Source organism: Streptomyces sp. NPDC041784, assembly GCF_055591025.1.
Map to the genome: position 1 here is coordinate 402,085 of NZ_JBVJAB010000006.1, position 13,063 is coordinate 415,147.

At 69.6% G+C, this 13,063-nt stretch carries 15 protein-coding genes, 1 tRNA gene and 1 other RNA gene; 14 read left to right on the forward strand and 3 right to left on the reverse strand.

Features of this window, described 5'->3' with window-relative positions; all coding sequences use genetic code 11:
• Positions 1-883: 883 nt before the first annotated feature.
• Both ACZ6D7_RS16290 and ACZ6D7_RS16295 read right to left on the reverse strand, forming a co-directional pair.
• On the reverse strand, positions 884-1,288 hold the full coding sequence (locus ACZ6D7_RS16290) for a hypothetical protein (RefSeq protein ID WP_469490619.1): 405 nt from the start codon (positions 1,286-1,288) through the stop codon (positions 884-886).
• Between the two features lie 112 nt (positions 1,289-1,400).
• Complete coding sequence (locus ACZ6D7_RS16295; RefSeq protein ID WP_469490621.1) at positions 1,401-1,808, reverse strand: ATP-binding protein; 408 nt, start codon at positions 1,806-1,808, stop codon at positions 1,401-1,403.
• A 212-nt stretch (positions 1,809-2,020) separates the two neighbouring features.
• On the opposite strand from ACZ6D7_RS16295, the gene ACZ6D7_RS16300 reads away from it, so the two are divergent.
• The 12 genes from ACZ6D7_RS16300 (at position 2,021) to ACZ6D7_RS16355 (ending at position 10,121) form a co-directional block, all read left to right on the forward strand.
• A complete protein-coding gene (locus ACZ6D7_RS16300; protein WP_469490625.1) occupies positions 2,021-2,335 on the forward strand; it encodes a putative quinol monooxygenase in 315 nt (104 codons plus the stop codon).
• Complete coding sequence (locus ACZ6D7_RS16305; protein WP_469490628.1) at positions 2,316-3,554, forward strand: helix-turn-helix domain-containing protein; 1,239 nt, start codon at positions 2,316-2,318, stop codon at positions 3,552-3,554. Before ACZ6D7_RS16300 ends, ACZ6D7_RS16305 begins: the two co-directional genes overlap by 20 nt.
• 324 nt (positions 3,555-3,878) lie before the next feature.
• Positions 3,879-4,235: an SCO3933 family regulatory protein gene (locus tag ACZ6D7_RS16310; protein WP_306950813.1), complete on the forward strand. Its 357-nt coding sequence runs from the start codon at positions 3,879-3,881 to the stop codon at positions 4,233-4,235.
• Positions 4,235-5,611 (forward strand): FtsK/SpoIIIE domain-containing protein, encoded by a 1,377-nt coding sequence (locus ACZ6D7_RS16315; protein ID WP_469490635.1) that lies wholly within the window; start codon positions 4,235-4,237, stop codon positions 5,609-5,611. The genes ACZ6D7_RS16310 and ACZ6D7_RS16315 overlap by 1 nt, the downstream gene beginning before the upstream one ends.
• 132 nt (positions 5,612-5,743) lie before the next feature.
• The gene (locus ACZ6D7_RS16320) at positions 5,744-5,908 is read left to right on the forward strand and encodes a hypothetical protein (RefSeq protein WP_469490641.1); all 165 of its coding nucleotides are present in this window, start codon (positions 5,744-5,746) and stop codon (positions 5,906-5,908) included.
• 22 nt (positions 5,909-5,930) lie between these two features.
• Complete coding sequence (locus tag ACZ6D7_RS16325; protein WP_469490643.1) at positions 5,931-6,536, forward strand: DUF2637 domain-containing protein; 606 nt, start codon at positions 5,931-5,933, stop codon at positions 6,534-6,536.
• Between the two features lie 11 nt (positions 6,537-6,547).
• Positions 6,548-6,739: a mobile element transfer protein gene (locus ACZ6D7_RS16330; protein WP_360246300.1), complete on the forward strand. Its 192-nt coding sequence runs from the start codon at positions 6,548-6,550 to the stop codon at positions 6,737-6,739.
• A 9-nt stretch (positions 6,740-6,748) separates the two neighbouring features.
• Entirely contained in the window at positions 6,749-6,943 is a 195-nt protein-coding gene (locus ACZ6D7_RS16335; RefSeq protein WP_469490647.1) for a hypothetical protein, read from the forward strand.
• 13 nt (positions 6,944-6,956) lie between these two features.
• Positions 6,957-7,199: a SpdD protein gene (locus tag ACZ6D7_RS16340; RefSeq protein ID WP_469490650.1), complete on the forward strand. Its 243-nt coding sequence runs from the start codon at positions 6,957-6,959 to the stop codon at positions 7,197-7,199.
• Between the two features lie 130 nt (positions 7,200-7,329).
• Positions 7,330-8,637: a replication initiator gene (locus tag ACZ6D7_RS16345; protein ID WP_469490652.1), complete on the forward strand. Its 1,308-nt coding sequence runs from the start codon at positions 7,330-7,332 to the stop codon at positions 8,635-8,637.
• On the forward strand, positions 8,630-8,860 hold the full coding sequence (locus ACZ6D7_RS16350; RefSeq protein ID WP_306950828.1) for an excisionase family DNA-binding protein: 231 nt from the start codon (positions 8,630-8,632) through the stop codon (positions 8,858-8,860). The genes ACZ6D7_RS16345 and ACZ6D7_RS16350 overlap by 8 nt, the downstream gene beginning before the upstream one ends.
• A 10-nt stretch (positions 8,861-8,870) precedes the next feature.
• Positions 8,871-10,121, forward strand: a complete 1,251-nt coding sequence (locus ACZ6D7_RS16355) for a tyrosine-type recombinase/integrase (RefSeq protein WP_469490656.1) — start codon at positions 8,871-8,873, stop codon at positions 10,119-10,121.
• 79 nt (positions 10,122-10,200) lie between these two features.
• On the opposite strand, the gene ACZ6D7_RS16360 is transcribed toward ACZ6D7_RS16355, so the two are convergent.
• Positions 10,201-10,288: transfer RNA gene (locus tag ACZ6D7_RS16360), tRNA-Ser, on the reverse strand.
• A 72-nt stretch (positions 10,289-10,360) separates the two neighbouring features.
• Between ACZ6D7_RS16360 and ffs the strand changes: the two genes are divergently transcribed.
• Positions 10,361-10,459: signal recognition particle sRNA small type (gene ffs, locus ACZ6D7_RS16365), an RNA gene on the forward strand.
• A 43-nt stretch (positions 10,460-10,502) separates the two neighbouring features.
• Positions 10,503-12,905 (forward strand): DNA polymerase III subunit gamma and tau, encoded by a 2,403-nt coding sequence (locus ACZ6D7_RS16370; RefSeq protein ID WP_469490658.1) that lies wholly within the window; start codon positions 10,503-10,505, stop codon positions 12,903-12,905.
• Positions 12,906-13,063 lie beyond the last annotated feature (158 nt).

The following is a 13,063-nucleotide window of genomic DNA, read 5'->3' on the forward strand; positions in this document are numbered from 1 at the left end:
GCAGCTCGTGTCAGGGATGTCAAGTCATCAAGCGCGCACACAAGACGGATCGTGTCTGAGCGCTCAAGACTGGGCGTGTGAGGGGAGTAAGGTCCAGCACCTGGCTGTTCAGGTTGTCGCAATGGGTATCCGTAGTTGGTTTGCTGGATCCAGATTCCATCATGTGTTGCGTGATCTAAAGCGGACTGCGCGTCACTTCGTGCGATTCTGACCGCATCGTTGAACGCATCCGCGTTAACGTGACCCCCGAGTTCGAGATCCTCAATGGTCCGCTCTAGAAGATCGCTCCACGTGCGGACCTTTGTTCGTATGAGGATGATGCGCTCAGCCTCGGCCTGCCTGCGGATCCGACCTTCCGATTGACTCGCCGCCCTGCTCGTCACAGCCGAGAGCCTCAAGGGGCCCCAGAATGCTGCTGAACCGGTGATGATTGCCCCACCGAGCGCGCCAAGTAACCCGAAGACCGCCTCTGACATGTTCATTTCCCCCATCTAAGGCGGTGCACCTACCGCCGTCTCTGCCCGGTCGACCCGTCGCATGACGGAACTATGGCTGGGCCATCACGCCTTGCTCGTTGGCCGTTTTCTTTTCCCCGCCCACGGCCTGGATACCCATCAGCGATACCCACGCAATCTGCACAGGAACCACTGCTCTCGCCATGGCCGTCGGGGCTCGCGCCAAGGTGACTGCTAAAGCCCTGTAGTCGACCGCCCTAGCCGCGATGTAGCCCTTATCTGGCATCAGGCGGCTGATTGTCATGAGCGCGGCATGGGTGCCGGCCGGGCTGGAGCGGGGCGGAGACAGGAGCGCAGGCCCGGCCGGGGGCCGGGCCGCGCGCGGTGAGCGGAGCGAGCCGCCTTGAACCCGTGAAGAAGGTTGTAACTCAGTCGGTGTCTTGGGGCGTGTCCGGTCCCGTGTGAGGCTTGAAGTCGTATGCGCACCTGGGGAGTTCTGCGCTTTCGCGGTGTGCGAGTGGCAGGAAGGTTGCTGGTCGGACTGTCCAGGTGATGCGTGTGCTGGCGTGGGTGATGGACACGGCGAAGTGCTCGCGGCGTAGAAGGGCTCGTCTCGTGTCGATCCGTTGGTCGTAGAGCCGGTTCCAGGCTTCTTGGGAGGCAGCGGTGTCGAGTGCCGGTGAGATGGTGCGGAGGATCGTCGCCACCCAGTTGTTGGCCTCGACTGCGGAGTGGGCGTCGTAGGCCCCGAAGAGTGCCGGCACCGACTGCCCGTCCAGGTTCTGTGTCCAGCATTCGCACCAGAAGCCGGGTCGGGGTTTCGTCATCGACATCGGTGGCCTCCAGCCTGGGTGTTTGTGAGGAGCTCCGCGGTGACTGTGGATCCGCCGTCGTTGCCGTGGGCTTCCTGAGGTGTGTCGGCTTGGTGGGTGCGTGGTTCGGGAGTCAGGGGCACGGCGCTGACTCCTGTGCCTGGGCGCGGAGCTCGGCGGTGATGGTGCGGCCGGAGTCGTCGCCCTGGACCGTGACGCTCTCGGCGAGTGCGGCGACCATCCCGAGCCCGCGGCCGTGAGTGGCATTGAGGGGCGGGTGCTGGACTTCGGGGATGGTCTTCGTGTGTCCGGAGTCGGTCACCGCGATCGTGACTGCCAGTTCCGAGATGGTGAGGGTGACGTGGAAGGAGCCGGCTCCCTCGCCGCTGGCGGTGTGCGTGAGTGCGTTGGTGCCGAGTTCGCTCACGATCAGTGCGGCGTCTTCGGAGTGCGGGTGGCCGTTCAACGTGGCGCGGGTCCAGCTGCGCGCGGTGCTGAGTTCTTGGGGATCTCCGGGGAAGGTGCGTCGATGGGTGGGCATGGGTCCTCCATGGCGGTGACCTGCTGCTTTCTGTGCCAGCTGTGCCGACCGGCTGACACGGACCATGCAGAGCCGTACAATTAGTACTAGCACCGTACCGAATATGCGCGTACTGAGAGTGCGGGTTCGTACTTTTCGTGCGGGCGGAGTGGCGCATAGCGTTCGCCGTGTGGTCTGGTGCTGGTCTGGAAGCCATGGAGAGAGGACCGCGCATGTTCGGACTGATGGTGCGTTTTACCTGCAAGGACGAGGTGGCGGCGGCTGCCTTCGATGATCTGGTTGCGCGCACCGGGGAGCAGATCCGCGCGCATGAGCCCGGAACGGTGATCTATGCCGTGCACCGGGTTGACGGCCGTCCTTTGGAGCGCATGTTCTACGAGCTCTACCGGGACGAAGAGGCCTTCGAGATGCACGAGTCGAAGGACTACGTGCGGGCCTTCCTCTCCGAGCGGGACCGGTACCTCTCCGGCACTGAGGTCGACCGCCTGGACTTCGTGTCCGGCAAGGGTGTGGACGTTGAGCACTGAGTATCAGAAGGCGCTCGGTCGCAAGATCGCCTTCAATCGCAAGCGCCGGGGGTTGTCGCAGAAGGAGTTCGCCGGCTTGCTGGGGCGCTCGGAAGCGTGGGTGTCCCAGGTGGAGCGGGGCGTACGTCGTATCGACCGGATGACCGTGCTGGAGAAGGTCGCCGAGGTTCTTGAGCTGCCTGTTGCCGAGTTGGCGGCGGAGGCGCCCATCGTGGCGTCGGTGGCGGAAGGTGAGCCGCCCGGTGCGAGTCGGCTGCGGCTAGTGCTGAGTGCTGCCCACTCGCTGAAGGCGATCCTCGGTCATCAGACTGCATCCCCGGACGTGTCTGCGCTTCGTGTCGATGTCGACCGTGCTTGGTCGCTGACGCACCACGGCAACTACGCCGACCTGGCCGAGCTGCTCGAAGGGCTGGTTCCCCGGCTGGAGTCGGCCACCCGGTCGGTTCCGGAAGCGGAGCGTCCCGAGCTGTTCCGCCTTCTGGCTGTCATGTATCACACGTGCAGTGGCGCGCTGGCGAACATGGGGGAGCCCGAAGCGGCCTGGATCGCCGTTGATCGCGCCGTGGTCGCTGCGGAGCGTGCGAACGACCCGCTGTTGATGGCGGCCGGTGAATTCCGTCTGTCTCTCGTCTTCCTCGGCGCGCGTCACTTCGAGCAGGCGGCCCAGGTGTCCGGGAGTGCGGCTGACGCTTTGCGGCCCCTGGCGGATTCTGGACAGGTCGAGGCGGTGGCGCTGCGTGGTGCGCTGACGCTGCAACGATCGGTCGCCGCAGCCCGGTTGAACCTAGCGGATGAGGCGTACGGGTATCTCCGCGACGCTCGCGCGCTGGCGGACCAGGTCGGTGATGGGCGCAACGACTACAACACGGAGTTCGGGCCGACCAATGTGGGCTTGCACGAGGTGGCCGTCGCGGTCGACCTGGGAGACGCCGGCGTCGCCCTGAGGGCCGCGCAGGGTGTCGATGCGTCGGGTCTGTCGGCGGAACGGCAGACGCGTTTTCAGATCGATGTCGCCAGGGCCTATGCCCAGCGTCGCCAGGTTGCTGACGCGGTTTCGGCGCTGCTGCGGGCACGCGAACTGTCGCCCGAGATGGTGCGGGCCCTGCCGGTCGTGAAGCAACTCGTGGCGGACCTGCTGACCATGAGTCAGCCACCCTCCGAGGAACTGCGAGCCCTGGCAGGAGAGTTGGGCGTACACGAAGTACGGACTGGTACCTGAAGTACTAGACAGTACTTGGAGTACGGGTTACTGTGGTTGTCGTCAGTATGCCTCTTCGCGCCCAGCGGAGTTGGTGATGCGGGCATGCGAACGTGCCGGAGCAGGAAGGCAGACCTGCGCCGACACGGGAGCGAAAAGGGCCACAGAAAGCAGATGTGGCCTGAGCGGGAGGCAGCCCACTCAGGCCGGGTGCGTCGTTGGCATCAACGCTCTTGGAGCGTATCGCGCCCAGTCGGTATGCGGTCAACCTCCCGTTGCGTAGTCATTCATCACTGAATGCACCGTCGCGCGTGCGTGCGGTGCAGCGCAAGGGAGATCAGTTCTGTGCGTGTAATCCGTGTGGAGACCTCGGCGGCCACCATCCTGCTGACCGAGGCACCAGAACCGAAGGTCCGGGACCGGCAGACCGGCGAGATCGCGAAGGACGCCACCAGCGGTGAGACGCTGATGACCATCGGCGTCGTCTACATCGAGGACGGCGAGTCCTCGCTGATCAAGGTCACCGTTCCGGAAAGCGGCGTCACTGACGGGCTGACGCTGGGCGCCCCGGTCTCGCTGGTGGGCCTGGTGGCCCGGCCGTGGGAGAGCGTGTTCAACGGCCAGCAGCGGCACGGCATCGCTTTCCGCGCGGCTGCGGTCGCGCCGGCCGCGTTCCCGTCCGTCGTCGGGGCCCCGGTCTGATGTCGGACTGGACGACGTTACTGGAAATAGGTGGTCCCCTCGCCGCGCTCGGCGGTGGGGCCGCCTACACCCGGGCTCGTCACCCGGGCGTCTACTGGTCCACGGTCGGCCTGCCGATATCGACGGTCCGGCTCCTGGGCTCGTACGGCTCCGTCATGGAGGCGTGCGGCCTGACGGTGCAGCCTTCCCGGCTGCGCGTCCTCGCCGTCAGGGCGACGACTCGACGTGAGATCCGTCCGGTTCCACCGCGACGCGGCATCATCCGGCCCACCGCAACCGGCCTGCGGCTTCGGCTGCGACTGGCACCCGGGCAGGAACCGGCGGACGTTGCCGCCTCGGCAGAGAGGCTGCGGCACGCCTGGGGCGTCCACGCCGTGTACGTGAAAGACGTCAAGCCGGGTGTGGTGGAACTGCGGCTAGTCGGCTTCGACGTGCTGCGCGACGTGCGGATGCCCAGGAAGGCGGGCGGCGGACTCCTCAAGGTGCCGGTGGCGCTGAGGGAGGACGCGACGGCCTTCGTACGGGACTACCGCTCCGTCCCGCATCAGCTCACCCTCGGCGCGACGCTGTCGGGCAAGTCCATGTACCTGCGGCACCTGGTCACCGGACTGGCGCGGCAACCGGTCGCACTGGTCGGGATCGACTGCAAGCGGGGCGTGGAGCTCGCGCCGTTCGCTCCGCGCCTGTCGGCCTTGGCGACCGATCCCCAGCAGGCCGCCGAGCTGCTGCCGGTCCTCGTACGCGAGATGGAAGACCGCTACGACCTGATCAAAGCGCGCCAGGGCATCGCGCCCGGCACTCCGAACGAGGAGATCACCTCCGACGTCTGGGGCCTGCCGGAACACCAACGGCCCTTCCCCGTCGTGCTGTTCGTCGACGAGGTCGCCGAACTCTTCCTCATCGCTACGAAGAAGGACGAGGAACGGCGCGACGAGATGGTCACTCAGCTCATCCGCCTCGCCCAGCTCGGCCGCGCGGCCGGCATCTACCTGGAAGTCTGCGGACAGCGCTTCGGCGCCGAACTCGGCAAGGGCGCCACCATGCTCCGCGCCCAGCTCACCGGCCGGGTCTGCCACCGCGTCAACGACGAAGCCTCCGCCAGAATGGCTCTTGGCGACATCGCCCCCGAAGCGGTCCATGCCGCCTGCGCCATCGCCCCGGAGATGCCCGGCCTCGCCGTGGCGGGCGACACCTCTGGTGGCTGGTCCCGCATTCGTACGCCGTTCCTGTCCCTCGCCGACGCGGCCGGGGTCTGCCGTGAGTCGGCTCACCTGGTCCCCGACCTGCCCGAGCTCGACCCGTTCCGGCCCGCAGTGCCGGTCCGACCGATCGAAGCACCGGCACCACCGCTGACCCCGGTCCCGGTCACCGAATAGCCCACTCACCACCGACCCCAAGGGGCCGGCATGTCCGCCTCGTGCCGAGTCCCTACCCCGGCACGCCCGAAAACCGAGGGAGTCACTGTGTCCCGCCCGTCTATTTCCGAAGTCAGTTCACTCCTGGCCGACTTGGCCGACCACCGCAAGTTCGGAGTCGGCGACTACGCCGACCTGATGAGCCGTAAGGCCGAACTGCTGGAACGCATCGCCGCCGACCGTCCCGACGACACCGAAGCGGCCGAGGTCGCCGCCGCTGCCCGCGCACGGGTCGACGAACTCAAGCCCACCGACTGACCGCATCGGAAGGAACCCGATCGTGCGCACCCACCTGGCCCGCGTCGACGCGGTGCTCGTCCAGGCGGTCATCGCCGCCGCGCTGTCCTTCGCTCACCTGCACGACCTTGCCTCAGCTGCTGGACAGGACGGTTGGAAGGCGTGGGCCTATCCGGTCTCCGTCGACCTGCTGTTGGTGGCGGCCTGGCGGCGGCTGCGCTCCGGGGGGTCGAAAGCGGCCGGGTGGTGCTGGTTCCTCGTCGCGCTGACCGCCTCGCTCGGCGCCAACGTCGCCACAGCCGGCCTCCTCGACCTGGACGCCGTACCTGCCTGGCTGCGCATCCTCGTCGCCGGATGGCCCGCGGTCGCCTTCCTCGGCGGCACCCTCCTCGCCCACACCCCACACCAGACGGCCGAAGATTCCACACCGGCGACTCCGGAGCCGACCGCAACCGCCCCTGAGCCCGAACCACGGCCCACCGCCGTCGCCGCTCGCCCTGTACCTGTCCCGGTCGCCCTGGTCGAACACGCCCGCAAAGTCGCCGCCGAGCACCATGCACGGACCGGAACCCCCATCGACACTCCGGCCCTCCGTGTCCGGCTCGGCGTCCCCGCACCGCTGGCCGAAGCCATCGCCGCACAGCTCTGAAGGGAGCTCCCATGCCCGCCAACCCTCGCTTCCGCCGGGTCGTCCGTATCGGCCCCGTTCAGGTCGGCACGTACTACGACGGCCGGGGCCGTGAGAAGCACGCCGCCGTCTGTACGGCTCCGCGCTGCGGCTTCTCCGCCGACTACGACAGCCGCACAGCCGCCGAGCTCGCCGCCCGCACCCACCGCTGCCGCGTCCGCTGAGGAGAACCGGTGACCGTCTCGTTCCCGCTCGTCTTCGTCCTGGGTGTCATCGCCTGGTTTGCGATCAAGTTCCTCGGCGTCCGCCTGTGGGTCGCCGTCGTGATCGCCCTGTTCGGCTTCTGGCTCTCCCACACCTTCCTCGCCCCCGCCATCGAGACCGGCACCCGTACCGGGGTCGGCGTCGTCAACGGCGACAACCGCTGAAAGGAGCTCTGCCATGTTCCGCCCCAAGCTGCCCGACGTCCCCACTCCGCCGTCGACGCTCGTCCCTCAGCACCACCACAGCCCGGCGCCGATGACCGGCCGCTCGCTCAGCCCCTACGCGGGCCCGGTCGCAGCGGTCCTCGTCGGCGGGGTCGTCCTCACCGCGCTCCTGGCGGCCGTCGCCATCACGGCCATCTCCGTGGCCATCGCCGCCGTGGTCCTGCGCTCTCTGCTGAACAACGCCAACAGGCGCTGACCGGCCGCCGGGGCGGCAAACGCCGCCAAGCATCCCGCCGCCCCGGAGCCGTCCCTTTCCACCGCCGTAACAGCCGAAAGGAAGTCCCGTCATCACCCGGCAGACTCCGCCCCCGCTGGCGGAACTCTCCATGCTGGCCTCCCTCGGAACCATGCCCGAGCTGGCCTGCCAACTCTCCACCCTGGGCGGCTGCACCCACCCTGTCCGCCTCGAAGGCCACCGCACCGAATACGCCGTAGACACGGCAACCGGCGAGATCGGCCGCACCCTGCACCACCTCGACTCGACCGCCCTCCCGGCCGGCCAACTCCTCGTCCGCTGCAACAACCGCCGCGCAACCCGCTGCCCGGCCTGCGCCGAGACCTACCGCCGCGACACGTACCACCTGATCACCGCAGGGCTACGGGGCGGCAAGGGCACCTCGGACCAGGTCGGCACACACCCGCGCGTCTTCGCCACCTTCACCGCCCCCGGCTTCGGCCCGGTCCACAACCGCCGCACCGACGGACGCCCCTGCCGTTGCGGTGCCCGCCATGGCGAGGACGACCGGGCGCTGGGCACGCCCCTTGACCCGGACCGGTACGACTACGAAGCGGCCGTGCTGTGGAACGCCCATGCAGGGCTCCTCTGGCGGCGCTTCTCCATCTACCTCCGCCGGGAGGTCGCCAAGCGCGCCGGCCTCACCCAACGCACCTTCCGCGACCACGCGCGCATCTCCTTCGCGAAGGTCGCCGAGTACCAAAGGCGCGGTGCGGTCCACTTCCATGCGGTCATCCGCCTCGACGGCCCGGAAGGCGGCGACACCCCACCGCCGGCCTGGGCCACGCCAGAGCTCCTCACGGACGCCATCCAGGCCGCAGCCACCGCCGCCCGCGTCGACGGCCCGACCATCGACGGCCGCGCGCACACCTTCGCCTTCGGCCGCCAACTCGACGTCCGCACGATCCGATCCGCCGACTTCGACAACGGCCAGGAGCTCACCGAACGAGCCGTCGCCTCGTACATCGCCAAGTACGCCACCAAAGGCGCTGAGACGGCGACCGGCACCCTCGACCGCCCGCTCAAGTTCCTCGCCGAGCTCGCCCAAGCGCGCATCTCCGACCACGCCCGACGCATGATCCGCGTCGCCTGGACCCTCGGCGCACGCCCCGAGCTCGCAGAGCTCCGCCTACGCGCCTGGGCGCACATGCTCGGCTTCCGCGGCCACTTCTCCACCAAGTCCCGCCGCTACTCCACCACCCTCGGCGCACTCCGCACCGCGCGCGCCGAATGGCGCCGAGCACAAGCCACGCCCGCGACGGTCCCGCAGGACGGCGAAACCACGCTCGTTCTCGCCCACTGGGTGTTCGCCGGTACGAACCTCACCGCTGCTGAGGAATGGCTCGCCGCATCCCTTGAACCCGCCCCCGGAACGGAAGGAGAACCGACCCATGGCTGAGCCCAGGGGCACCACCGCTCCCGAGACCTTCGACCCGTCCTTGGTTCTCCTGACCGTCGAGGAGGCGGCCCGGCGGCTCCGCATCGGCCGTACGACGTGCTTCCGGCTCGTCCTCGCCGGAGAGATCGAGTCCGTCACGGTCGGGCGGCTCCGCCGAGTCCCCGCCGACGCCTTACCCGCCTACGTGGCCAAGCTGCGCCACCGACCTGCCCACGCGGCCTGAGGGGGACCACATGGCAGAGAAGAACCGCACACGTCAGCCCAACGGTGCCTCGTCGATCTACCTCGGCAAGGACGGCAAATGGCACGGGCGGGTGACCGTCGGCGTCCGCGATGACGGCAGGCCCGACCGCCGCCACATCGAGCGCAAGACCAAGGCTGAGGTGACCAGAGCCGTCCGTGAGATGGAGCGGGCGCGGGACGACAAGAAGCTCAGGAAGCCCGGGCAGAGCTGGACGCTCCAAGCCTGGCTTGAGCACTGGGTCGAGAACATCGCCAAGCCGTACGTCTCGGAGAACACGTACGACGGGTACGAGGTCGACGTCCGCGTTCACCTCGTCCCCGGCCTGGGCGCCCACAAGCTCGACCGCCTGGAGCCCGAGCACCTCGAACGCTTCTACCGGAAGATGCAGGCGTCCGGGAGCTCGGCCGGCACCGCCCACCACGCCCACCGGACGATCCGGGTCGCCCTCGGTGAAGCCGTCCGGCGTGGGCACGTCGCGACGAACGCGGCCGAGATCGCCAAGGCTCCCCGCCTCGAAGAGGAGGACATCGAGCCTTACACGATCGAGGAGGTGCAGAGTCTCCTCGTTGAAGCCGCCAAGCTCCGCAACAGTGCGCGCTGGGTCGTCGCCCTGGCGCTCGGCCTCCGCCAAGGGGAAGCGCTCGGGCTGCACTGGGAGGACGTCGACCTCGACGCGGGGTACGTCCGCATCCGCAAGAACCGGCTGCGCCCGAAGTACGCGCATGGCTGCGGGGCCAACCCGTGCGGCCGGAAGGCGGGCTACTGCCCTCAGAAGGAGCAGACGCGCCGTGAGCACAAGTCCACCAAGTCCCGCGCGGGCCGGCGCACCATCGGCCTGCCCGATCCGCTGATCAAGATTCTCCGCCAGCACCAAGAGGCCCAGGAGCGGGAGCGGATCGCGGCCGGTGCCGACTGGGAGGGCAAGGGGTACGTCTTCGCCTCGCCGATCGGCGGAGCGCTGAGCCCGAACACCGACTTCCACACCTGGAAGCGGCTGCTTCGGGATGCCGGAGTCCGGAACGGCCGTCTTCATGACGCTCGACACACCGCCGCGACCGTCCTCCTGATCCTCGGCGTCCCTGACGTCGTGATCGACTCGATCATGGGTTGGGAGCCTGGGGGAGCGGCCCGGATGCGCGCCCGCTACATGCATGTGACGGGGACCATGCTCCGCAAAGTCGCGCAGCAAGTCGGTGACGCTCTCTGGGAGCTCCCGGAAACGGACTCAGAGACGAACTGAGACGGAAACTGAGACGGGCAACGACGAAGGGCCCCACCGCAAGCGGTGGGGCCCTTCGACATCGTGCCCGGTGAGGCACTGGCGGAGGATACGAGATTCGAACTCGTGAGGGGTTGCCCCCAACACGCTTTCCAAGCGTGCGCCCTAGGCCTCTAGGCGAATCCTCCGCGGCAAACAATACAAGACGTTGAGGAGTGCTCGCGAACTCGTTCCCGCCCGCTCGCATCAGGTACTGTTTGGGCAGCCCCTCACGCGGCGCTATCTGACTGAACTCCCCCAGGGCCGGAAGGCAGCAAGGGTAGGTCGGCTCTGGCGGGTGCGTGGGGGGCGCTTGCGTTCGCGGGGCCTCGGTTGTCGGTGGGCGCCTATAACCTCGTAAGCGTGTCGTCTCTCGCGCTGTACCGCCGCTATCGCCCGGAGTCGTTCGCCGAGGTCATCGGGCAGGAGCATGTCACCGACCCGTTGCAGCAGGCGCTGCGCAACAACCGGGTCAATCACGCGTACCTGTTCAGCGGCCCGCGCGGATGCGGCAAGACGACCAGCGCGCGCATCCTGGCCCGCTGCCTGAACTGCGAGAACGGCCCGACGCCCACGCCCTGCGGAGAGTGCGAGTCCTGCAAGGACCTGGCCAGGAACGGGCCGGGTTCGATCGACGTCATCGAGATCGACGCCGCGTCCCACGGTGGTGTGGACGACGCCCGTGACCTGCGCGAGAAGGCCTTCTTCGGGCCCGCCCGCAGCCGCTACAAGATCTACATCATCGACGAGGCCCACATGGTCACGTCGGCCGGCTTCAACGCGCTGCTCAAGGTCGTCGAGGAGCCGCCGGAGCATCTCAAGTTCATCTTCGCCACCACCGAGCCCGAGAAGGTCATCGGGACCATCCGGTCGCGGACACACCACTACCCGTTCCGGCTCGTGCCGCCGGGGACGCTCCGCGACTACCTCGGCGAGGTCTGCCGGCAGGAGGACATCCCCGTCGAGGACGGCGTGCTTCCGCTCGTCGTGCGCGCGGGAGCCGGGTCCGTACGTGACTCCATGTCCGTCATGGACCAGCTGCTCGCCGCCGCGAGTGACGCCGGTGTGACGTATGCCATGGCCACCTCCCTCCTCGGGTACACGGAGGCCTCGCTGCTCGACTCCGTCGTCGAGGCCTTCGCCACGGGTGACGGCTCCGCCGCCTTCGAGATCGTGGACCGGATCATCGAGGGGGGCAACGACCCCCGGCGCTTCGTCGCCGACCTGCTGGAGCGGCTGCGGGACCTCGTCATCCTCGCCGCCGTGCCGGACGCGGCCGAGAAGGGGCTCATCGACGCTCCCGCCGACGTCATCGAGCGGATGCAGGCCCAGGCCGGCGTCTTCGGCGCCGCCGAGCTGAGCCGCGCCGCCGACCTCGTCAACGAGGGCCTCACCGAGATGCGCGGCGCCACCTCGCCCCGCCTCCAGCTCGAGCTGATCTGCGCCCGCGTCCTGCTCCCCACCGCCTACGGGGACGAGCGCTCCGTGATGGCCCGCCTCGACCGCATCGAGCGCGGCGTGAACTTCTCCGCCGGCACCGGCTCGCCGACCGTGCCCGCGATGCCGGCCATGGGGTACGTGCCCGGGCCGGAGGCGCACGCCGGGGGAGCGGGCCCGGGTGCGGGTGCCGGTGCGCAGGCCATTCCGCCCGGGGGCGGGGCCGCCGCCGCGCGGGCCGCGGTGCGGGGGCCGGCGGCGGGCGGCGGGGCGGGGACCCCGCCTTCGGCCGTACCAGCCGCACCCATGGCACCGACCGCACCGACCGCACCGACCGCACCAGCCACACCAGCCACACCCGTCTCGCCCATGGCGCCGGCTGCACCGGCCGCACCAGTCGCACCCGCCGCGTCAGCGGCACCCCCGGTCCCGCCCGTGGCCCCTGCTCCCGCGCCCTCTCCCCAGCCCACCCCGGCCCCCGCGGAGGCCGCCCCGGCCGCTCCCGGCGCCTGGCCCACCGCCACCGCCGCGGGCAGCGGACGTCGGCCCGGCGGCTGGCCCACGGCCGCACCCGCCGGCGGCGGCGCACGGCCCCAGGTCCCGGCCGCGCCACCGACCCCCGCCGCCTCCGCCGCCCCTCCGGCCGCGGCCTCCGCCTCCGGCCCCGCCGCCTCCGCGGCCTACGCACCCCCCGCCGGCGGCCTCGACCCCCGCATGCTCTGGCCCAACATCCTGGAAGCCGTCAAGAACCGCCGCCGCTTCACCTGGATCCTCCTCAGCCAGAACGCCCACGTGGCCGGCTTCGACGGCACCACCCTCCAGCTCGGCTTCGTCAACGCCGGCGCCCGCGACAACTTCGCCGGCAGCGGCAGCGAGGAAGTGCTGCGACAGGCGCTGGCCGAGCAGTTCAACGTCCAGTGGAAGATCGACGCGGTCGTCGACCCGTCCGGCGGCTCGGCACCCGCGCAGTCCGGCGGCTTCGGCGGCGGTGGCGGCGCACCGGGTGGCTACGGCAACACCGGCGGCCCCGGTGGGTACGGCGCACCCGGCGGCGGCTACGGCGGTGGCGGTACGCCGTCCCCCCACCCCCCGGCCCCGACCGCCTCCCCCGCCGCTCCGGCCCGGCCCACATCCCCCTCGGCCGCGGCACCCGCACCCGCTCCGGCCAGCCCGGCACCTCCGCGCCCCGCAGCCCCGGAACCGGTCGCCCCCGAGGACGACATCCCCGAGGACGACGACCCGGACCTCAACGAGTCGGCCCTCTCCGGTCACGAGCTGATCGTCCGCGAACTGGGCGCGACGGTGGTCGAGGAGTTCACCAACGAGTGACGGCCAGGGGTGACGGCCACGGGTGTCCGACCGGCGAGTCCCCAGCCGTCTCCCAGTCGTCCCTCACCCGTCCGCCGCCCGTCCGCCGCCCGTCCCCGGCCCGTCCGTCGCCCCCACTCGTAGATTCCTACGACGATCCACACCCCGCTCCCTCGGAA

What these genes read in the sequence shown, in the direction of transcription:
- ACZ6D7_RS16295 (WP_469490621.1), bottom strand. Translation starts at nt 1,808, where the DNA reads ATGCCCACCCATCGACGCACCTTCCCCGGAGATCCCCAAGAACTCAGC.
- ACZ6D7_RS16350 (WP_306950828.1), top strand. Translation starts at nt 8,630, where the DNA reads ATGGCTGAGCCCAGGGGCACCACCGCTCCCGAGACCTTCGACCCGTCC.
- ACZ6D7_RS16340 (WP_469490650.1), top strand. Translation starts at nt 6,957, where the DNA reads ATGTTCCGCCCCAAGCTGCCCGACGTCCCCACTCCGCCGTCGACGCTC.
- ACZ6D7_RS16330 (WP_360246300.1), top strand. Translation starts at nt 6,548, where the DNA reads ATGCCCGCCAACCCTCGCTTCCGCCGGGTCGTCCGTATCGGCCCCGTT.
- ACZ6D7_RS16300 (WP_469490625.1), top strand. Translation starts at nt 2,021, where the DNA reads ATGTTCGGACTGATGGTGCGTTTTACCTGCAAGGACGAGGTGGCGGCG.
- ACZ6D7_RS16290 (WP_469490619.1), bottom strand. Translation starts at nt 1,288, where the DNA reads ATGTCGATGACGAAACCCCGACCCGGCTTCTGGTGCGAATGCTGGACA.
- ACZ6D7_RS16345 (WP_469490652.1), top strand. Translation starts at nt 7,330, where the DNA reads ATGCTGGCCTCCCTCGGAACCATGCCCGAGCTGGCCTGCCAACTCTCC.
- ACZ6D7_RS16315 (WP_469490635.1), top strand. Translation starts at nt 4,235, where the DNA reads ATGTCGGACTGGACGACGTTACTGGAAATAGGTGGTCCCCTCGCCGCG.
- ACZ6D7_RS16355 (WP_469490656.1), top strand. Translation starts at nt 8,871, where the DNA reads ATGGCAGAGAAGAACCGCACACGTCAGCCCAACGGTGCCTCGTCGATC.